The organism is Paenibacillus xylanexedens (assembly GCF_007680605.1).
In the GTDB taxonomy this organism is placed as follows: domain Bacteria; phylum Bacillota; class Bacilli; order Paenibacillales; family Paenibacillaceae; genus Paenibacillus; species Paenibacillus xylanexedens_B.
This window is the reverse complement of sequence record NZ_VEIO01000008.1, coordinates 1-21327: the sequence shown is the minus strand read 5'-3', so window position 1 is coordinate 21327 and position 21327 is coordinate 1. Positions and strand designations below refer to the sequence as shown.

The following is a 21327-nucleotide window of genomic DNA, read 5'->3' as shown; positions in this document are numbered from 1 at the left end:
TTTGTATTGACGTACAAAACCCCGTATAATAATGTGGGTGTCAAAAAATGGCGAGGGAAGATTAACCGATGAAAAAAAACTTCGGCGTGTTATTATTGTTTCTGCTGCTTGGCTGGATGGCCGGAGCGTGGATCGCCAAGGCACTGCAGCCTGTTAAAGCTGTAGCCTTTTTAACCAAGGTCACGACGATTCGCTGGTCGCCCCAGGCTGATCTCGATATTTTCAGTTATGACCTTTCATTTCAATTTCAAATGAGCCTCCTGAGTCTGGTTGGTATTATTGCGGCTGTGTGGCTGTATCGCAGACTGTAGGAGAATGACGAATGTTGACCAAAAAAATAAACTAGTGACATCTATTATTGTGATTCGGACAGGTGTTGCCGTAGTATAAGGAGCCGTTAATGTCGAATAACACAGAACAGCGCCCGATTATTCTGGCCTCCACATCGCCGCGGCGCAAGGAACTGATCGCGTCACTCCATTTAGCGTTTGAAGTTATACCAAGTTATGCCGATGAGGATACACCATCAGACTGGACCCCAGAGCAGACCGTGCAAGAACTGGCTCTTCGCAAGGCGCTTGCTGTGTATCGTGGACTGGAAGGTAGCAGTAAAGATGCCATTATCGTCGGCAGTGATACCGTTGTTGTGCTTGACAACGAGATTCTGGGCAAGCCTGTGGATGAGTCTGATGCTGAGCGGATGTTGTCACGTCTGCAAGGACGGGAACATCGTGTGTTTACAGGTGTCGCTTGTATTGATGCAGCTACCGGACATTCGGTGGTGCATTATCGTCAGACGAATGTAATGATGAAGGAACTGTCTGAAGCTACGATCCGTGCTTACGTGAAGACAGGAGAACCTTCAGACAAAGCAGGGTCATATGCTATTCAAGGCATTGGCGCTTCACTGATCGACCGCATTGAAGGATGTTACTTTAATGTGGTAGGCTTGCCACTATCCTTGCTCAGTGACATGCTGGAGGGATTTGGCGTGTACGTATTGCCAGAGAATTAATCAAAATGGATGCTGTGAAAAGAGGGAACGTATGGAGTCGCCTCAATACATGATGCGCGACATCCCCCAGGAAGATCGCCCGAGAGAACGCATGGTGGAGTATGGGGCGGGCGCCTTAAGTCATACCGAATTGCTTGCCATATTACTTCGAACAGGAACGAGACAGGAATCAGCGATGCATATGGCACAGCGGATACTGAATCAAGCAGGCGGAATCCGTTCGTTGATGGATCTGAGCCTTGAAGAGCTGACGGCGATGAAGGGTATTGGACAAGCCAAAGCGGTTCAGCTTAAAGCTGGAATTGAACTGGGCCATCGAATTGCCAAGAGTCGGCTTGCTTCTTCGACATCGATTCGTACACCGCGTGATGCTGCGGATATTCTAATGGAACAACTGCGTTACCTGCAGAAAGAACATTTTGTGTGTCTTTTTTTGAATAGCAAAAATCATATCATAGCTCAGGAAACACTCTCCATGGGTAGCCTTAATGCTTCAATTGTACATCCGCGTGAAGTATTTCGTGCCGCCATCAAATGTAGCAGTGCCTCAATTGTATGCGCACATAACCATCCCAGCGGTGATCCAACGCCCAGCCCGGAAGATATTCAGATAACCAAAAGACTGATTGAAGCCGGCGCAATCGTGGGCATTGACGTTCTGGACCACCTTGTTATCGGTGATGGAACATACGTAAGTTTGAAGGAGAAGGGCTTGGTATAATATAATGGTTGGCGTTGATGTTTTCCTATGAATGATAACGGACGTGTCCGTCAAAGATAGGTTCACTTTACTTTGCAGATTCAAAATACTACATGCGAATATTAGCTCCACGGTTTCGTGGAAATGAAAGTTATGCTCTTGCAATGATACAGGAGCAGCAATATGAGGCAGAAAAGGAGAATACGTCATGTTTGGTGGTTTTACGAAAGATTTGGGTATTGATTTGGGGACAGCGAATACGCTGGTTTATGTACGTGGAAAAGGAATTGTGGTGCGCGAGCCTTCGGTTGTTGCACTGCGTACGGATACAAAAAGCATCGAAGCTGTGGGTGAGTCCGCTAAAAAAATGATCGGACGTACACCTGGCAACATTCGCGCCATTCGTCCAATGAAAGACGGCGTAATTGCTGACTTTGATACTACTGCAACGATGATTAAATATTTTATTCGTCAGGCGCAGAAGCAGCGCTCTATGTTTCAGCGTCATCCTAACGTGATGGTATGTGTACCATCCGGAATTACGGCAGTAGAACAACGTGCGGTTGAAGATGCGACCAAACAGGCGGGAGCTCGTGAGGCTTACACGATCGAAGAACCATTTGCAGCCGCTATTGGTGCGGATCTGCCCGTATGGGAACCGACAGGCAGTATGGTCGTTGATATTGGCGGCGGTACAACTGAAGTGGCTGTCATTTCTCTAGGCGGTATCGTAACCAGCCGTTCGGTGCGCGTAGCAGGTGACGAGATGGATGAATCCGTGATTCAGTACATCAAACGCCAATACAATCTGATGATCGGTGAACGTACATCCGAACAGTTGAAGATGGATATCGGTTCAGCTATGCCGCTGGAGCAAGTGGAAACGATGGAAATCCGCGGACGTGATCTGGTAACAGGTCTGCCTAAGACGATAACCATTACTTCTGATGAGATCAGCGAAGCTCTGGCAGACACCGTGAATGCTATTGTTGAAGCGGTAAAAGTAACACTTGAGAAGTGCCCTCCTGAGCTTGCAGCAGACATTATGGATCGTGGAATTGTCCTGACAGGCGGCGGAGCTCTGCTTCGTAATCTGGATAAGTTGCTTGCTGGTGAGACAGGAATGCCTGTCATTGTTGCTGAGAACCCGCTGGATTGTGTAGCCATCGGAACCGGTAAAGCACTGGAGAATATTCATATGTTCAAAAGCAGAAGCAGTTCAGCAGTTCGTTCCAAGCGTTAATGAATTGCTTGCCGTCTGATTCCTGATTGGGCGGCAACACTTCAATGTAGAGTACCCGGATGTCCCGGGAGAGCTATAACCCGCTTAACAGGGGAGGATCGATTGATATTCTCGCAGGGACTTCAGGTCTGATGTCTCCCCACCGGGCTGGGCTCGGAAGAGAATAATGGATGTTAGAGGGTGTTGGAACTGTTTAAACTGCTTGGCAACAAAAGACTTTTTGTTTTGCTGGTGGGCCTTGTTACATTTATCGCGCTGATGGGCTTTACGCTTAGTCCGCGAGCCAATTTATCCTGGCCGGAGAAATTCCTGAAGGATTCAGTTGGATTTGTACAATACGTATTTTACAAGCCCGCTTCTTATGTAGCGGGCTTTTTCAAAGATGTGGCGAACATGCGTGCGGTGTACGAGGAAAATGAAGAGCTTCGTATCGCGATGGGACACTATACACGTGACCGATTGAAATACAATGATTTGGAACAGACAAATCAGCAGCTTCAGAAGGCACTTAATTTTACAAAAGAACAACAAAATCGATACAACTACGGTTCTCGAATTGCCCAAGTAATAAGTGCCAACTCCGATCCGAACAGTAGAACGATCAACATAGACATCGGGGAGAACGCCGGCATTAAACCGGGTATGGCCGTTACTTCACAGGAAGGGCTGGTTGGGGTCATCAGCCATGTCAGTTCGTATACATCAACAGTGAACTTGCTAACTTCGATGGATGCCAATGACCCGACATCGAATGCGATTGCAGCTACGGCTGTGGGTAAAGAGAAAGTATTTGGCATGATTGAGAGTTATGATCCGAAGAGCGGTATGCTGAAGATGACCAAGATCGCAGAGGATTCCAATATTGCAAAAGATGATGAAATCATCTCTTCCGGCATAATCAACAATTTTCCAAAGTATATGCGCATTGGTAAAGTGAAGAGTATCGAGAAAAGCGAGTATGGTTTAACGAAGACAGCCACGATCGAGCCATATGCGAATTTTCTGGACTGGAAAGAGCTGATTGTAATCATTCCGCCTGAGGTTAAAGAATAATGGTCACGCGCAAACAGGTTCTGTTTCTGCTACTGTTCGTTCTGTTTATTGCTGAAGATACGATTTTGCCGCAGATCATTCCTTCGGCTTGGCAAATGCGTATATCAGCCAACCTGGTTTATATCGTTATTTTATTTTTTGCTGTGTATCATCACAGGCATACAGCCCTTGTGCTCGGCATATTATTTGGACTCTTGCATGATGTCGTTTTCTACGGGGAGATGATTGGGCCTTACGGATTCTCCATGGGATTATCTGCTTATATGATGGGACTCATATTTCAAGCGCCTCGTGCACCGATGCCTATCATGGTTTCAGTTGTCCTGCTTGGAAGTTTGCTGAATGATACGATGTTATTTTTCTTATACAAGCTCTTCCAGCTTAATCATGTGACCTTTGACTGGGCACTGATTGAATACATGATTCCTAATCTGTTTGTTCACTTTGTGTTTACCCTGATCATTTATGTGCCTCTGCGCAAACAGCTGGAGAAGATCGGCACACCTAAAAGTAAAGCAGATGAAGCTTCCTGATGACATTTATGCAGCAAGAAGCAGGAACTTGGGAACCGGGGCACGAAATGTAATGAGATGGGAGGGACAGGCTTATGACGGTAAAATCGAATCACGTAACGATTAAAGGCATCCGAGACGGCTTGGTTTTCCTGTTGGACGATCAATGTGAATTCGAGGAATTGCTCTATGAGCTCCGCTATAAGCTGGAACACAGCCATCAAAACATTTTGACCGGACCGATTGTTCATGTGGATATCAAGCTGGGGACGCGAGAAGTTACGGAAGATCAAAAAGAAGAGATTCTGGATACATTGAAGCAAAAAGGGAATCTATTGATTCGATCCTTTGACTCGCCTGCACTTGTACAAGAGGTCAAAGGTCCCCCGCCGATTGTGACGATGTGCGGCATGGTGCGATCAGGTCAGGTGCTTCATCATGAGGGGAATCTCCTGTTTCTCGGAGATATCAATCCAGGGGGCACGGTGACGTGCACTGGGGATATATATGTTTTGGGTTCACTCAGAGGTATGGCTCATGCTGGCATCAGCGGGGACGAAGAGGCTATTATCGCAGCATCGGTTTTTGCACCAACACAGTTGCGGATTGCTGATGTGATTAGTCGTCCTCCGGATGAATGGGAGAGTCATGAAACCGGAATGGAATTTGCTTATTTGCAGGACAATCAGATGCAGATCGACAAGATGAGCAATATCGTTCGGTTGCGCCGAGATTTTAATGTGTTTAAAGGAGTGTAGCTCATGGGAGAGGCGATCGTGATCACTTCGGGTAAAGGCGGTGTGGGTAAGACGACCACCTCGGCAAACATCGGAACAGCCTTAGCGCTGCTTGGCAAAAAGGTTTGTCTGGTCGATACCGATATCGGCCTTCGTAATCTGGATGTTGTGATGGGACTCGAGAACCGCATTATTTACGATCTGTGCGATGTTGCGGACGGCCGTTGCCGTCTGAATCAGGCTTTGGTGAAAGACAAGCGCTTTGAAGAATTATACATGTTGCCTGCAGCGCAGACGAGAGACAAAAACTCTGTATCGCCAGAACAGGTGAAGGATATCATCCTGGAACTCAAAAAAGATTTTGAATACGTTATTATTGACTGCCCGGCAGGAATTGAGCAGGGATTCAAAAATGCGGTAGCAGGAGCAGATCAGGCCATCGTGGTCACTACACCGGAAAATGCAGCAGTGCGTGATGCGGATCGTGTCATCGGCTTGCTGGAGAGTTCACACATTCAGTCTCCTAAGCTGGTGGTGAACCGGATTCGCAACAATATGGTGAAGTCAGGTGACATGCTTGATATCGATGGTATTTTACAAGTACTTAACATCGACTTGATTGGCATCGTGCCGGATGATGAACTTGTCATCAAGGCTGCCAATTCTGGCGAACCTACAGTGATGAACCCGGATTCACTTGCAGCCATTGCTTATCGCAATATTGCAAGACGAATTTTGGGAGATACCGTGCCATTAATGCAGATGGAGCAAAAGAAGGGTGCATTTTCCCGTTTCAAGAAATTTTTTGGGATGGGTTAAAGGGTATGTGCAGCGTGAAATAAATTTCGTTAAATTGAACTTCAAGTAACAGCCGGGACAGCGTGTCCGGCTGTTTTTTTGTGTATACCTCGTTTACTCACAGCTCACAGGCATTGCTTTGGTTTAAACGTGCCTCAACTGTTTGGTAAACTGTCGTAGTGAACTCCCAGATGACAACATGGCTGCTATGAAGCTGGGGCTTTATTATTGGTCCAGGTTAGTATGGAGGCTTGTTCATATTCTTTGCTTTTGATTCATAGGATGTAGTAAACAAGCCTCAGTGGGAGGACATGGTATGAATACAAAACGGAGAATTAAACAGAGACGAGAAGAACGGATTCGGCGGCTTATGGATGGAGCAGTGCATGAAGTGTTACAGGAACAAAAGCCGGCTTTTCGATGGGATCGTGGAAGAGCAAAAGATCAGGGCAGTGAAAGAGAGAGAAATGCAGACATAAGTATAGATGGAAGTAAAGATCAGGGTAGAAATAGCGAGCATGATGAAACGAACCGGCAGAAGCCGTTTGTTTTTGTAGAGGAACCAGTGGAAAGAGACCCGGAATGGCTGTGGAAGAAGGAGAATGGACATTTCGGCCCTACAGGGCGTTCTCGTTTTAATTTGTTTCGATCGCTACTGCGGCGTACGGTAGTCAGTGCAGTACTATTTGCAGGCGTTTGGGGACTGTTTCAATTAAATGCATCATGGACAACAGCACCCAAAACCGTTATTGCTGATGTTCTTCATAACGATATGGATTTTGCTTCGGCTACGGCATGGTATGAACGGAATTTCGGTGGGACACCTTCTTTCCTGCCGGTACTTGGACATACCACCGATGTAGTAAACGGATCAGGAATCCGGCAACTTCTCGGTAAACCGATTTCAGGTACAGTCGTTCAGCCATTTGCTTTAAGTATGAAGGGAATTGAGATTGTTCCAGATGCCGCTAGTACAGGAGGGCTCGTGCAAGTCGTCAGCTCAGGCGCCGGGCGTGTGCTTGAGGTTCTGGGGGATGCAACCAGCGGGTATACCGTCGTTATCCAGCACGCTGGTAAAGTGACCGCCATATACGGACGGATGAACGAGAGTGACGTTCAGGTGAATGATTGGGTCGAAGCGGGGAATGCGGTGGGACGTTTAAAGGGTGGAAGCACGGATCGGCCTGCTACGCTTTATTTTGCGATAAAAGAAGGAGAAGAGTACGTAGACCCTGCGGAAGTCGTTGCCCTTGATTAGGGTGTGGGGGGTGCGAATCTCGCTTCACCCGTTTTTCGTCATCATCATGATGACCTCTCTGTTGACTGGACATTTTATTGAATTGATCACGCTGTTTGCCATCGTATTTATTCATGAATGCGGACATGCTGCCGCGGCGGCCCTCCTGGGCTGCCGTGTATTGTCTATACAGATGCTTCCCTTTGGGGGAGTGGCTGTGATTGAAGATGGAGGCAAACTGACAGCTTACCGCGAGATTGTGATAGCTTTGGCAGGACCGTTGCAGAACATCCTGATGGTTGGCGTAGTGCTACTTCTAAGCCGATTTCAGTTGGGGGACCCACTGTTTCTGGATTATATCATCCAAGCCAACCTGCTCATTGCTTTGTTTAATCTGCTACCTGTACTGCCTCTGGACGGGGGAAAGATCGTTCAGGCAATTGTCAGCCTGTGGGCTCCTTACTATACTACACTCATGTGGACTTATCGCATCAGTATCCTGTGTAGCGCAGGGGTTATTTTGGTTGCGATTAGCCGGTGGTTTTCCGGCGATTACGGGCTTCCGTTGAACCTTTTATTAATAGGCCTTTTTTTGTTTTACTCCAATCTTACCGATTATCGGAACGTGCCTTATCGTTTTATCCGTTTTCTGATGAACCGGGAAGCTGTTTTTGTCCGGTATGCAGCTACAGGTGGCTTGGCCCAACCGATAATCTCGTTTCCAGCGAAACCTTTGGACACTATTTTGCGTCTATTAAAAAGGGAACAGTACCATATGGTATACGTGATGAACAAGCAGGGACGTATCCTGGCAGTATTGCCTGAACAGCGTGTGATCGGTTCTTATTTTCAACAAAATTCCGATAAATTGTGAAGCCCGCTGATGAACCTGCTCTTGAATGGGGTAATACATTTGTAATAAGTATTGCCTAAAATATGAAATGGATGTGGATGAATTGAAGGGTCTTCTAGAGGTGAAGCCATGAAACAAATGATTATACATAATGAACATAACCTCATGCAAATGGCGCTTCTGGAAGAAGGCAAAGCTGTGGAATTCACGGCAGAGCGTACTCGTGCGCGCGGACTTCTGGGTTCCTTTTTTAAGGGACGGGTCGTGAATGTGTTGCCGGGCATGCAAGCTGCCTTTGTGGATATCGGTCAGAAAAAGAATGCGTTTCTGTATGTGGATGATGTGCTTCATCCCCATCTGGAGAAACAGCCTAAAGTAAAACCTTCCATCTCGGAGCTTCTGCGTCCGGGTCAGGAAATAATTGTACAGGTTCTGAAGGAGCCGGTAGGAAGCAAAGGAGCCCGGGTGACGACGCATTATTCACTTCCGGGCCGCTGGCTTGTCTACATGCCTGTAGCGGGTTATGTGGCTGTTTCCAAAAAGATAGTCCGGGAGGGAGATCGTTCCCGCCTCAAAGCGATGGGAGAGCGGTTGCTTCGGGACGAAGAAGGGTTGATTATTCGTACCGTATCTGCGGAAGAAGCGCATGAGGCGATTCAGACTGATTTGGAGGCATTGCGCGCTCAGTGGCTTCTGATTCGGGAAAAAGCAGACAGTTTGCCTTCTCCAAGCTTGTTGCACCAGGACCAAAGCATGATTCAGCGAGTGATTAGAGATGTGTATACTCCTGGTAGTGACGAAGTGATCACAGATAGTGAAGGACAGGCTCGCGTAATACGGACGTTGCTTGAAGAGATCTGTCCAGGGCATGAGCCTCGAGTTCAAGTGTATTCCGGAACGGAATCTATTTTTGATGCTTACGGTGTACAGGAACAGCTGAACAAAGATTTTGCCCGCAAAGTTTGGCTACCCGGAGGGGGCTATATCGTTATTGATCATACAGAAGCGCTGACCGTGATTGATGTGAATACAGGCAAGTATACCGGAGCAGGTGGAGATAGCCTGGAAGAGACGGTAACCGAAACCAACATGCAGGCTGCGGTTGAGATTGCTCGGTTAATGCGACTGCGGGATATTGGCGGCATGATTATCGTTGACTTCATCGATATGGAAGAGGCATCGAATCGGCATGATGTAGCGTCTGTGCTGGAGCAGGAGCTGCGTAAGGATCGAACCAAAGCGTTTGTGATGGGATGGACGAAACTCGGGTTGCTCGAACTGACTCGCAAAAAAGTAAGAGAAGAGAGCACCTTGCCCTACGTGGAAGCTTGTTCTTCCTGTCATGGCACGGGGAAAAGATATATTTCACCTTTGCATTGATTTTTAATGTGCCGCGTGATATAATCATCAAGTATGTGTTTAGCCAATTGGTCTTGCACATGCTGTAACCGCACTGACCAGGTTTAAGAACGGTTCCGCAAGGTACTGTCACCTGAGAACGGGCGAGTCTGAGACATGAGGAGGTGCAAGGCAAATGTACGCAATTATTGAAACAGGCGGCAAACAGTACAAAGTCCAAGAGGGCGATGTTCTGTTCATCGAGAAATTGAATGCGAACGACGGCGAAAGCGTAACGTTCGACCGTGTCCTGGCTGTATCTAACGATCAAGGTTTGACAGCAGGTACACCATTGGTTTCCGGAGCTACTGTAACGGCTAAAGTGGAGAAACATGGCAAAGGTCAAAAGGTTGTTGTATACAAATACAAACCGAAAAAGAACTACCATGTGAAGCAAGGTCACCGTCAACCGTACACTAAAGTAACTATCGAAAAAATCAAAGCGTAAGAAGGTGCGATAAGTGATTATCGTTCAAATCTTTCGTGATGAGGACGGGAACATCGAACGCTTTTCTATTGAGGGGCATGCTAATTTTGCCAAGCGTGGAGAAGATATCGTATGTGCCGGGGTATCTGCTGTTACAGTAGGTACAGTGAACTCGATTGAGGCATTAACTGGTGTCGAGATGGATGCCAAGATGAAGAATGGCTTTTTAAGCGGTTCTTTACCGATGCTGGCAAAAGGGGAAACATTTTCTCAGGTACAGTTGTTGCTCGAATCCATGGTAGTTATGCTCTCTAATATTGCAGAGTCATACGGGAAGTATATTCAAATACAGCAACATAAATAAGCAAAGAAGGAGGAAAACCAATCATGTTGAAATTAAATCTTCAGTTGTTCGCATCGAAAAAAGGTGTAGGTTCCACGAAGAACGGACGTGACAGTAATGCACAACGTCTGGGTGTTAAACGTGCAGATGGCCAAACTGTAACTGGTGGTAGCATTCTCGTTCGCCAACGCGGAACGAAAATTCACCCAGGAACAAACGTAGGTATCGGTAAAGATGACACTTTGTTCGCGAAAATCGACGGCGTTGTTAAATTCGAACGTTGGGGTCGCGATCGCAAAAAAGTAAGCATCTACCCTGTAGACGTTGCTCCAGTAGCAGCTGCAGTAGAAGCTTAATATCGGCATTCCGCCTAAGGAGCCTTCGGCATTTTTGCCGGAGGTTTTTTGCATTCTGCGACTATTCGATAATGAACTGGCAGAAAAGACATGTTATACTTGGTTACGGTGGGTTGAAACCAACCGAGTTTGGTAGAACGGGGAGAAGCCATGAAATCCTGGAAAAGAGTGCCGTGGATTGCGGCATGTTCACTTGTGATTCCTTTGGTTTTCGTTATGTTGTATCCGGCGTCTTTTGCGAGCGCTGTGTGCGCATTTTGGTCCGTCGCAGTGATGTTAGTATCGGGATATGCGATGAAAAAGCAGGCGGAGGCGGAACGCAGAATCATCATTCAATCCATGGAAAAAACAGCAATAGCTTCATTAAATCATCATCGGCATGACTGGATGAACGATCTCCAAGTGTTATATGGATATCTTAGGCTGGGCAAACTTGATAAATCCCTGCAATGTGTGGAAAGAATAAAAGAGCGGGTAACGGAAGAAAGCCGGATATCTAAACTAGGTATTCCTTCTCTCGTCTTTTATTTGCAATCTTTTCGGGCCAGTGGAGCTGCACTGGAATTGCATGTGGAAGTAGAAGAAGAGCTGCAGCTCAGTGCTCTGGTCTCTCCCGAGGATGGCGAGTCGCTTACGGGGGCGATTGCGGATGCAATTCGGGCCTATCAATATGGCGGTGGCCGGTCTTCTTGGGGAGAGGTGCGCAAACTGACCTTGAACTTCGGACAGGATCATGGAGATGTCGTCGTCCGGTTGGACGGAGATCAGACCCCAGATCCAGAAACGCTGCGGCAATTAACAGCTGTACTCAAAGGTAAAAAAGTCAGAACGGAGCAGCTTCCGTCTGGGGATACGTTTGTACAATTCAGAATGCCTTGTGGAATATAGGAAGAAGGGGTAAACAATGTTTGTTGATAAAGCGAAGATTTATGTAAAAGCAGGAGACGGAGGAGACGGTATCGTCTCTTTCCGTCGTGAGAAATATGTACCCGAGGGTGGCCCTGCCGGCGGTGATGGCGGCCGGGGAGCCGATATTATTTTCAGAGTAGATGAAGGTCTGCGGACATTGCTGGACCTCCGTTATCGACGTATCTTTAAAGCCCCACGTGGAGAGAAGGGGAGAAATAAGAGCCAGCACGGCGCTAACGCGGAAAATATGATTGTGAGCATCCCGCCAGGAACCGTTATTGTCGATGATGATACTGGAGAGGTATTAGCTGATCTAACGCGTCATGGTCAGCAGGTGGTTGTCGCGAAAGGTGGCCGCGGGGGACGTGGTAACATTCGCTTTGCAACGCCAAGAAACCCGGCACCTGAATTAGCCGAGAACGGCGAGGAAGGCGAAGAACGTTATATCGTACTTGAGCTTAAGGTTATGGCAGATGTCGGTCTGGTTGGTTTCCCGAGTGTGGGTAAATCTACCTTGTTGTCTGTTGTATCTGCTGCCAAGCCGAAGATTGGGGCATACCACTTTACAACCATTACACCTAACTTGGGTGTCGTTGGTGTTGGTGAAGGTCGTAGCTTTGTGATGGCTGATTTACCGGGTCTGATCGAAGGCGCACATGAGGGTGTTGGACTTGGACATGAATTCCTGCGACACGTTGAACGGACACGCGTTATCATTCATGTTGTGGATATGTCTGGTTCGGAAGGACGTGATCCTTTCGAAGACTGGCAGAAAATTAATGATGAACTGAGACTGTACAATCCGGTGCTTGCCGAGAGACCGCAGGTCGTAGCTGCCAACAAAATGGATATGCCAGAATCCGAGGCCAACCTGGAGCAATTTTTGAAACAAGTTCGTGAAGTGAAGCCGGATATCGAAGTGATGCCTATTTCGTCGCTGACTCGTCAAGGTATTCAGGAACTGTTGTACCGAGCGGCTGATCTGCTGGATCAGATTCCGGATGAGCCTGAGGTAGAAGAAGTTGCCGATCTCTCCGAGCGTAAAGTATACAGTTTGGAGAAAAAAGAGGACGAAGGTTTCCGTATTGTGCGTGAGAACGATACATTCATTGTGGAAAGCGCCAAGATTGATCGCATGATGAAACGGATGCAGTTGAACTCACACGAGGCTATTCTGAAGCTGGCACGTACACTTCGTTACATGGGTGTGGATGATGAGCTTCGGAAACGAGGTGCCGTGGAAGGTACAATTGTGCGTATTGGAGATTTTGAGTTTGAATTTGTGGAAAGCAGTAGTTACTACTAAGCCGTTAGGCCAAAAAAATTGTAAACATCATCGGCTGATGATTGCTGAATAAAAATGAGAAACGCAGTGAAGCGGGAAGTTACCGTGAGGCTGCGTTTTTTTTTGTTTGTTTTCTGACATGAGAGAGAGAAGTCTGTATAATGTGAGAAACAGTTTTTGAAAAATAGACATGTCACGTATTGCCCTTTTGTGATTCATCCTATATAATGTCCACTATATGAATACATGAGTCTTTGAGGAGAGGACGTTCTGTGAATGAACGCTATTACTTAGTACGGGAAGATATTTTGCCTGAAGCCGTGGTAAAAACGATGCAGGTGAAAGAGCTGCTTGCTTCCGGTGATGTTAAAACAGTGCATGAGGCTGTCGAACAGGTTGGATTAAGCCGAAGTGCCTTTTACAAGTACAAAGATGGAATCCATCTGATCAATCAGCTGGAGCGTGAACGAATCGTAACGATCTCGATTGACCTAGAGCATCAGTCTGGTATTCTTTCTCGTGTGCTTGGACATTTTGCAGGTTATGGAGCCAACGTACTTACGATTAATCAGAGTATTCCACTTCAGGGCAGAGCCAATGTTGTCATTTCCGTGGAAACGACGCATCTGCATGGAGAGATTGGAGAAATGCTGGATCGAATGCAAGATATGCCTGGGGTGAAGCGTACACGGATCGTAGGCCAAGGTTAATCGGGCTTAGAGAATATAGGATTAGACAATAGGGGGTAGGTCGTTAGTGAAACCGGTAAAAGTCGGATTGTTGGGCCTGGGCACGGTTGGAACGGGCGTTGTCCGAATCGTGGAAGGGAATCAGGAGGATCTGAGCAGCCAGGTAGGGTCGCCGATTATCATTGAGAAGATTGCGGTGAAGAACACGGAGAAGGATCGTGTTATTCCCATTGACCGGGCGAAGCTGACAGAGAACCCTTGGGATGTCATTCGTCACCCGGATATTGATGTCATCGTTGAAGTGATGGGCGGCATCGATCAGACGAAAGAATACATTCTTGAAGCGCTGGAACGTGGAAAACATATCGTAACAGCGAACAAGGATCTTATGGCATTGCATGGTTCAGAGATTCTGGCTAAAGCGCAGGAAAAGCAATGTGATGTGTTTTATGAGGCAAGTGTGGCTGGGGGCATCCCGATCATCCGCACGCTGATTGAAGGTTTCTCTTCGGATCGGATCACTCGAATTATGGGGATTGTGAACGGCACAACGAACTATATTTTGACGAAAATGAGTCAGGAAGGTGCATCCTATGAAGAAGTGCTAGCGGAAGCACAAGCTCTAGGGTACGCGGAAACAGATCCGACTTCGGATGTGGAAGGACTCGATGCTGCCCGTAAAATGGCAATCCTGGGTACCCTCGGTTTCCGTACGAATGTGGAATTGAAGGATGTTACCGTTAAGGGGATCTCCGCTGTTACGCGTGAGGATATAACGTATGCCAAAAGATTAGGGTATGAGTTGAAGCTGCTTGGCATCGCAGATCGCATCGATGATGAGATTACGATTAGTGTGCAACCAACAATGGTGAGAAAGAACCATCCGATTGCATCAGTAAACGGTGTGTTCAACGCAGTGTATGTGCACGGTGAGGCAGTAGGCGAGACGATGTTTTACGGAGCAGGGGCGGGTGAATTGCCAACAGCTACTTCCGTAGTTGCCGACATTGTTGCCGTAACGAAAAACCTCAAGCTAGGTGTAAACGGAGTAAAAGCGATCGTGCCGTATAAACAGAAGAGACTGCAGAGTGATGAGCAGATTTTTTCGAAAAATTTTATATTGCTGCACGTGGACGACAAAGCAGGGGTGCTGGCGCAGATTACGCAGATTTTTGCCGAATATGAAGTCAGTCTCGCTTCGGTTGTGCAACAGCCGAATGAGCACAATCCAGACGCTGAGATCATTATCGTTACGCATAATGCAAGTAAGGCAAGCATGGACAAAGTGCTCAAACATTTTGAATCACTTAACGTCATTCGCCGGATTAAGAGTGTTTACCGCGTAGAAGGTTAGTTGTTACATTATTTTTCAAATACGATTCATTATAACTTCATGTTTTTCAAATAAACCATCATTTTTTAATCATTTTAGATTAATTAAACCTAAAGGAGTTTACCTACAATGAGATACCAAGGATTATTGCAAACGTACAAAGAACACCTTCCTGTCAATGAGAATACGCCACAGCTTACACTTCAAGAAGGAAATACGCCACTGATTCATGCAGAGAATCTGTCGAAGGAACTCGGGTTGAATCTATATTTCAAATATGAAGGCTTGAATCCGACAGGTTCTTTCAAGGACCGCGGGATGGTTATGGCTGTTGCCAAAGCAATGGAGGAAGGTAGCCGTACAATTATGTGTGCATCTACTGGTAATACATCCGCGGCTGCTGCAGCCTATGCCGCACGTGGCGGGTTGAATTGTATCGTATTGATTCCAAATAACAATATTGCACTGGGTAAACTCGCTCAAGCGATGATCTATGGTGCCAAAGTCATCGCGATCAATGGTAACTTTGACCGTGCCCTTGAGATTGTACGTGAAATTACGGCTAAACACCCGATTACACTTGTAAATTCTGTGAATCCATACCGGATTGAAGGACAGAAGACCGCTGCTTTTGAATTGGTTGAACAATTGGGAGATGCACCAGACGTTCTGGCTATTCCGGTTGGTAATGCGGGTAACATTTCGGCATACTGGAAAGGCTTTAAAGAGTATAAAGAGGCAGGGAAATCGAACACGTTGCCGCGTATGGTCGGGTTTGAGGCAGAAGGTGCTATGGCTATTGTAAAAGGGGAGCCTATTCTTGAGCCGGAAACTGTAGCGACAGCGATTCGAATCGGTAACCCTGCCAGCTGGAAAACAGCAGTGGCTGCGGCCGAAGAGTCCGGTGGTCAGATTAACTATGTTACGGATGACGAAATTTTGGCCGCATACCGCACCATTGCGGCACGTGAAGGCGTGTTTGCTGAACCGGCTTCTGCTGCATCTGTGGCTGGTGTGTACAAATTGCATCGTGAAGGCTACTTCAAAGGCGGAGAAACGGTTGTATGCGTGTTAACAGGTAACGGCCTGAAAGATCCGAATGTAGCGATTAAGACGGCTGCTGTGGAGCCGCTGGTCGTTGAAGATACAGAAGAGGCAGTTATGGCAGCTATTGCCCAACTGGAACAACAGTCTGTATGAGCTTGCGTGAAAAAGTAACCGTAAAAATTCCGGCAAGCACAGCCAATCTGGGTCCAGGGTTTGATACCCTGGGCATGGCCTTGTCTTTGTATGCTTGGCTTGAGATTAAACCAGCATCTCAGACGACATTTCATCTGTATGGGAACCATCTAACGGGCTTGCCTTCCGATAAATCAAATCTGATTTATGAAGTGGCGCAAATGGTATTTGACGAGGCTGGGGTTTCTGTACCTGAGCTTGAAATTTCGATGTATTCAGATATCCCCCTCACTCGGGGACTTGGAAGCAGTGCTTCGGCAATTGTTGGCGCGCTTGTCGGTGCGAATGCATTAATCGGCAGTCCATTATCTAATGATAAATTACTGGATATGGCAACAGCCCTGGAGAAACATCCGGACAATGTTGGTGCATCATTATATGGCGGAATCATTACAGCGGCTTGGGATGGCCAACGCGTCGACTACCTTCGTATCGAGCCTCACCAGGATTTGCAGGCTTTGGTTATCGTACCAGACTTCCAGTTATCTACGTCCAAAGCACGAAATGTTATTCCACAGCAATTCGGTATGCCTGATGTTGTTCACAACGTGAGCCGTTCTTCATTGCTTGTTGCCGCATTAGCCAGTGGCAGGCTGGATATGATTCAAAAGGCAATGTCCGATCGAATTCACCAGCCGTATCGCGCCTCGTTGGTACCCGGCATGACAGAGATTCTGGAACATGCTACTGAACATGGTGCACTGGGTGCTGCGCTAAGCGGAGCCGGGCCAACTGTGCTTACACTGGTGGAACGACATGATAGCCGCAAAGATGAGCTGGAGCAATATTTAATGGATATCATGAAGCATGAGGGTATCGCGGCCACTGCCTTGTGGCTGGACCCGGATATGGACGGGGCCCTCATATTGCCGGATCAAGATGAACGTCCTTTTTTGGACAGGATCAAAGGGGAAGTTAACGCATGAAACGAATTGCAGTTTTACCAGAAGGCTCAGTCTCACACGAAGCAATTGATTTTCTTTTCGACGGCGAAGTACTCGATTTGAAGCATTCCAAACTTATTTCGGACATTTTTCGTGCAGTGGATAACGGGAGTGTACAGTATAGTGTCATTCCAGTGGAAAATACAATTGAAGGTTCGGTTAGCCTGCATATGGACTGGCTTGTAAATGAGGTCGATATTCCGATGCAAGCGGAATGGGTGTACCCATCCATTCAGAATGTGATCGGACATGGGAATGAATTTGTCACAGGCGATGGCACATATGATTTTGGCAAAATCACCAAGATTCTATCCCATCCGGTGGCCATCCCGCAGTGCCAGAATTTTATCCGTCAGCATTCGCCTGATGCAGACCTAGAAGGCGTAAACAGCACGGCTGAAGGGGTAGAAATTGTAAAAAGAAATCCGGGAAAAGGCTGGGTGGCAATCGGTACGAAGCTTGCGGCTCAAAAGCATGGCCTCGATATCATGGCTGAACGTGTGACGGATCATGACAATAACTACACCCGTTTTGTACTAATTGGCCATGAACCCGTCAGCATTCCGCGTGAGCCGGATCATGTGAAGACAAGTTTGATTGTAACACTACCAGAGGATGCACCGGGTGCACTCCATCAGGTGTTGTCGGCTTTTGCCTGGAGAAAGCTGAACTTGACTCGTCTTGAATCTCGCCCAACGAAGAAACGTTTAGGCAGTTACTACTTTTACATTGATGTCATTGAATCGGCTGATTCCGTATTGCTTACGGCGGCTATGGCCGAAATCGAGGCTTTGAATTGTCAGGTTCGCGTTCTTGGTAGTTATCCATGTTATACATACCCTTCACGGAAATAACCGGTAGTGGTTGGATAATGAATGCAAAGAATCCATTCGGCGTCTATGTGAAATAAGAGAGTTTTCCCGTTATACTTGTTGTAAAATGGACAGGTTCATTATGTTCCGGAATATAGGAAATGCATATTTAATGGAGGTGCAGTTAGTCATGGCAGAACAATGGATCTATTTGGATGGTCAGTATGTAACCAAGGAAAATGCAAAAGTTTCGGTGTATGACCATGGATTCTTGTACGGAGATGGTATCTTCGAAGGGATTCGGATTTATAACGGAAATATTTTCAGATGTAAGGCTCACTTGGATCGCTTGTATGATTCGGCAAAATCCATCAGTTTGAACATTCCGCTGTCTTACGATGAGATGCTTGAAGTGATGGCTGAAACGGTGCGCCGCAACGATATGCGTAACGGTTATATCCGTCTAATCGTTTCACGTGGACCAGGGAACCTGGGTCTTGACCCGACGCGTTGCCCTAAAGCTTCCGTGATCATTATTGTAGAACAGCTAGCGATCTATCCGGAAGAAGCGTATCTTACTGGATTGAAGGCCGTTTCCGTATCCCAGCGTCGTAACATCCCGGATGCGTTGAATCCGAAGATTAAATCACTCAACTATCTGAACAACATCCTTGTCAAACTGCAATCGAACTTTTCGGGTGCAGGTGAGGCTATTATGCTAAACTCGCAAGGCTACGTAACCGAGGGTTCAAGTGATAACATTTTCATTATCAAAAATGGCGTGGTGTATACTCCTCCTTGTTACCTTGGAGCACTCGAAGGCATCACCCGTCAAGCGATTATCGATCTGTGCGGGGAGCTTAGTATTGAGTTAAAAGAAGTACCTTTCACGCTTCATGATGTGTACATTGCAGACGAAGTATTCTTCACAGGCACGGCTGCTGAAGTTATTGCGGCTTGTGAAGTGGATGGCAGAACAATTGGTTCGGGTGTAGCGGGGCCGGTTACATTGCAATTACTTGAAGCTTTCCGCCAGATTGTTGACAAAGACGGCTACAAGGTGTGGGAATAATCAATACGTCGAATTGAATAAATAACAGGAATTCTCCTTGTCCGATAAAATGTAGCATGCCTCGTGTATGTGGGATTTTAGAAGGCGGGAGGATTTTTTTTGTTCAAATGATGTCAATAGCCCGGTTGTTGCATAGGATGTAGTAACGGTATGGGCGAATGTACTGCCCAAGTATGACGTCTAGGAGGTTAGTTCCCTGTGAAAATACACATGGTGAAAAAAGGCGACACCTTATATCTGCTATCCCAAAAATACAATGTTGCACTGGACAAATTGATTGCAGCCAACCCGCAGATCGCAGATCCCGACAAGTTGGATATTGGTATGAAGGTCAAAATTCCTGCACAGCCGGTAACACCAAAGCCAGAGGGCGTACTGCACAGTCACAAGGTAGTTCAAGGAGATTCGTTATGGAAGTTGTCACAAGCTTGGGGAGTTCCGTTGAAAGACATGATCAATGCGAATCCGCAATTGAAGAATCCAAATGCTCTTCTGGTTGGAGAGACCGTCTATATTCCTTCCATGCATACACAAGGTAATCAGGCTGCGAATACCCAAATGGGAAATATGGGCACGCAAGAAAAATTATCACCTGAAGGTAAAGAGTATACGGGGGTAAAAGAAGAAACGGCACCTGTTGTACCAGCTCCTCCACCGCAGGCAGTTGAAACACCAGTCCCTGTTCCAGCCCCAGCGCCTGTTCCCCCGGCTAAGCCTAATGTTATGCCTGAATTGGAGGCTTTACCGCAATTACCAGTCATGCCTGAAATGAAGCCTGAGAAAAAACCAGACAAGAAAGAGGAGATGAAAGCGGAGGTTCAAGTCCAACCTGTAACCGAAGCGAAAAAACCTCAAATGCCTAATCTTTCACCAGAAGTGATGCCTTTGCCTGTAATGCCTAACATCGAACCGGCTGTGAATGTTGCGCCTACCGTTAAGGCACCGTGTGGTTGTGGCCAAAAAATGCTCCATGCTCCAATGGAACATCCTTATATGCAGGTGCCTGTACCTGCACAAGAGGTATACTCTGTTCAGCAAAACAACATGTATACGGCAGGTATGGCTAATAACTCTCCATTTCCCGGTGTACAGGATGTTGGTACTTATAGTATGGGGAATGTGCCGAATAGCCCATGGACGGGAGCGGAACAGACTTTTAATCATAATAACGTAATGCCAAATATATCTCCTGAGATGACGAATAATGTATTTCCAATTTCGCCAGCAGCCCAAATAAACAGTCCTTTCCCGAGTATTGCGACTGCAACGAACCAGATGAACAATCAACCGCCATTTATTTCTCCGTACTCTATGCTTCCGTACCCTCCATGCGGATGTGGATCGCATACACATGCTCCTCAATATACTTATCCTGCGTATGGTTATCAGGAGCCAGCTTGGGGAATGTATGGTCACCCGAATGGTATGCCACCTGAAATGTCCACATCTGTTATGCCAAATCATCCGATGGAGTATGCTTATCAAAATCCGTATCCTGCTCAAAATATGGTCCCGCCATCTCCGCTCGGTGCTTTTGGAGAGATGTATCCGTCCGAAGTCCAGGGCTCCAATAGCGGGAAAAAGGGAGGGCGTGACAATGCGAACTTAAGTCAGGCCGCTTTTGAAGAGGTTGATTCGGAAACTGAGGCGAGACCAAAATCAACGCCGTCTAAAAATGGCGCGGCAAAACGAAGAACAAGTAAGACACCTGCGAAAGGTAAATCAAAGGTATCTGTATCCGGAAAATCTACAAGAGAAAACACGACGTCAACAAATCCACAAAAACCAGCCAGGAAACGTCGTAATCCCTGGATTCAACATTAAGAGGGATCAGAGCAGAACATGATATAGAGTGATGGTTATTGTGAAAAGGTCAGTTCAATAAATTAGAACTGACCTCTTCGCTTGAGCAGTTACAACGAGAAAAAGACGATGTGTTTGAAATGATGGAGATGTCGAATAAACAAAATATTGCGATAACGTTTGAAAGCATATTCGAAAATATGTTACAATATGTATACGCTTTAATTTTAGTTTGGAATTAGCTTTGAATTGAAGTGTACATGCAAAGCCTTGTAAAATAAAAACTATAATCAAAAAACTCTTGCATTAATTTTGGGCATGTGTTACATTATTTAAGTCGCCGCTGAAACACGAGTTGGCTGACATAAACAAGTTTGATCTTTGAAAACTGAACAACGAGTGAGTAAACATTCTGCTTGCAGAATGACGTGAAGGTTTTGGTACATGCCATCTGGCTGTATGAAAACTGGAACACAAATGAGATTTTTAATCTCGTCAGATTCAAAATGAGCTTATCGCTCTTTTCAATACCCCGATGAGTTTCACAGCGTCTAACGTCGCTGACGAAA

At 46.5% G+C, this 21327-nt stretch carries 23 protein-coding genes and 1 other annotated feature; all 23 genes read left to right on the top strand.

The genetic code is table 11. From position 1 onward, the window contains the following. Positions 1–68: 68 nt before the first annotated feature. The 23 genes from FS818_RS23695 to FS818_RS23585 all read left to right on the top strand — a co-directional run bounded on the left by FS818_RS23695 (position 69) and on the right by FS818_RS23585 (position 20779). Entirely contained in the window at positions 69–311 is a 243-nt protein-coding gene (locus FS818_RS23695) for a DUF4321 domain-containing protein (protein ID WP_145335306.1), read from the top strand. Positions 312–400: 89 nt separating this feature from the next. Next, a complete protein-coding gene (locus FS818_RS23690; RefSeq protein ID WP_145335304.1) occupies positions 401–1015 on the top strand; it encodes a Maf family protein in 615 nt (204 codons plus the stop codon). A gap of 31 nt (positions 1016–1046) precedes the next feature. Then, entirely contained in the window at positions 1047–1736 is a 690-nt protein-coding gene (radC, locus tag FS818_RS23685) for a RadC family protein (protein WP_145335302.1), read from the top strand. Positions 1737–1923: 187 nt separating this feature from the next. Beyond that, positions 1924–2958: a rod shape-determining protein gene (locus FS818_RS23680; RefSeq protein WP_090919103.1), complete on the top strand. Its 1035-nt coding sequence runs from the start codon at positions 1924–1926 to the stop codon at positions 2956–2958. 180 nt (positions 2959–3138) lie between these two features. Next, positions 3139–4011, top strand: coding sequence for a rod shape-determining protein MreC (gene mreC, locus FS818_RS23675; RefSeq protein WP_145335300.1), 873 nt, complete (start codon positions 3139–3141; stop codon positions 4009–4011). Further along, positions 4011–4544, top strand: a complete 534-nt coding sequence (locus FS818_RS23670; protein WP_145335298.1) for a rod shape-determining protein MreD — start codon at positions 4011–4013, stop codon at positions 4542–4544. The genes mreC and FS818_RS23670 overlap by 1 nt, the downstream gene beginning before the upstream one ends. 74 nt (positions 4545–4618) lie before the next feature. After that, positions 4619–5281, top strand: a complete 663-nt coding sequence (gene minC / locus FS818_RS23665; protein ID WP_145335296.1) for a septum site-determining protein MinC — start codon at positions 4619–4621, stop codon at positions 5279–5281. Positions 5282–5284: 3 nt separating this feature from the next. Continuing rightward, positions 5285–6079 carry a septum site-determining protein MinD gene (minD, locus tag FS818_RS23660; RefSeq protein ID WP_090919093.1) on the top strand — a complete coding sequence of 265 codons (795 nt, stop codon included), beginning with the start codon at positions 5285–5287 and terminating at the stop codon, positions 6077–6079. 295 nt (positions 6080–6374) lie between these two features. Beyond that, positions 6375–7316 (top strand): M23 family metallopeptidase, encoded by a 942-nt coding sequence (locus tag FS818_RS23655; protein WP_145335294.1) that lies wholly within the window; start codon positions 6375–6377, stop codon positions 7314–7316. Continuing rightward, a complete protein-coding gene (locus tag FS818_RS23650; RefSeq protein WP_145335292.1) occupies positions 7309–8169 on the top strand; it encodes a M50 family metallopeptidase in 861 nt (286 codons plus the stop codon). The genes FS818_RS23655 and FS818_RS23650 overlap by 8 nt, the downstream gene beginning before the upstream one ends. 108 nt (positions 8170–8277) lie before the next feature. Then, a complete protein-coding gene (locus FS818_RS23645) occupies positions 8278–9528 on the top strand; it encodes an Rne/Rng family ribonuclease (RefSeq protein WP_145335290.1) in 1251 nt (416 codons plus the stop codon). Between the two features lie 56 nt (positions 9529–9584). After that, positions 9585–9668 (top strand) — a sequence feature (ribosomal protein L21 leader region). Positions 9669–9682: 14 nt separating this feature from the next. Then, a complete protein-coding gene (gene rplU, locus FS818_RS23640; RefSeq protein WP_090919085.1) occupies positions 9683–9994 on the top strand; it encodes a 50S ribosomal protein L21 in 312 nt (103 codons plus the stop codon). A gap of 13 nt (positions 9995–10007) precedes the next feature. After that, positions 10008–10337: a ribosomal-processing cysteine protease Prp gene (locus FS818_RS23635; protein WP_145335288.1), complete on the top strand. Its 330-nt coding sequence runs from the start codon at positions 10008–10010 to the stop codon at positions 10335–10337. 23 nt (positions 10338–10360) lie between these two features. After that, a complete protein-coding gene (rpmA, locus tag FS818_RS23630) occupies positions 10361–10672 on the top strand; it encodes a 50S ribosomal protein L27 (protein WP_110898889.1) in 312 nt (103 codons plus the stop codon). 150 nt (positions 10673–10822) lie between these two features. Beyond that, the gene (locus FS818_RS23625; RefSeq protein ID WP_145335286.1) at positions 10823–11560 is read left to right on the top strand and encodes a Spo0B domain-containing protein; all 738 of its coding nucleotides are present in this window, start codon (positions 10823–10825) and stop codon (positions 11558–11560) included. Positions 11561–11576: 16 nt separating this feature from the next. Continuing rightward, entirely contained in the window at positions 11577–12887 is a 1311-nt protein-coding gene (obgE, locus tag FS818_RS23620; protein ID WP_145335284.1) for a GTPase ObgE, read from the top strand. A gap of 251 nt (positions 12888–13138) precedes the next feature. Continuing rightward, a complete protein-coding gene (locus FS818_RS23615; protein ID WP_110898886.1) occupies positions 13139–13576 on the top strand; it encodes an ACT domain-containing protein in 438 nt (145 codons plus the stop codon). Between the two features lie 46 nt (positions 13577–13622). Beyond that, complete coding sequence (locus tag FS818_RS23610; protein ID WP_145335282.1) at positions 13623–14909, top strand: homoserine dehydrogenase; 1287 nt, start codon at positions 13623–13625, stop codon at positions 14907–14909. 108 nt (positions 14910–15017) lie between these two features. Continuing rightward, positions 15018–16088, top strand: coding sequence for a threonine synthase (gene thrC, locus FS818_RS23605; RefSeq protein ID WP_145335280.1), 1071 nt, complete (start codon positions 15018–15020; stop codon positions 16086–16088). Then, on the top strand, positions 16085–17053 hold the full coding sequence (gene thrB, locus FS818_RS23600) for a homoserine kinase (protein WP_145335278.1): 969 nt from the start codon (positions 16085–16087) through the stop codon (positions 17051–17053). The genes thrC and thrB overlap by 4 nt, the downstream gene beginning before the upstream one ends. Beyond that, positions 17050–17925 (top strand): prephenate dehydratase, encoded by an 876-nt coding sequence (gene pheA, locus FS818_RS23595; protein WP_145335276.1) that lies wholly within the window; start codon positions 17050–17052, stop codon positions 17923–17925. The genes thrB and pheA overlap by 4 nt, the downstream gene beginning before the upstream one ends. Positions 17926–18073: 148 nt before the next feature. After that, positions 18074–18955 (top strand): branched-chain-amino-acid transaminase, encoded by an 882-nt coding sequence (ilvE, locus tag FS818_RS23590; protein ID WP_145335274.1) that lies wholly within the window; start codon positions 18074–18076, stop codon positions 18953–18955. Positions 18956–19153: 198 nt separating this feature from the next. Beyond that, the gene (locus FS818_RS23585; RefSeq protein ID WP_145335272.1) at positions 19154–20779 is read left to right on the top strand and encodes a LysM peptidoglycan-binding domain-containing protein; all 1626 of its coding nucleotides are present in this window, start codon (positions 19154–19156) and stop codon (positions 20777–20779) included. The last annotated feature ends 548 nt before the right edge of the window (positions 20780–21327 follow it).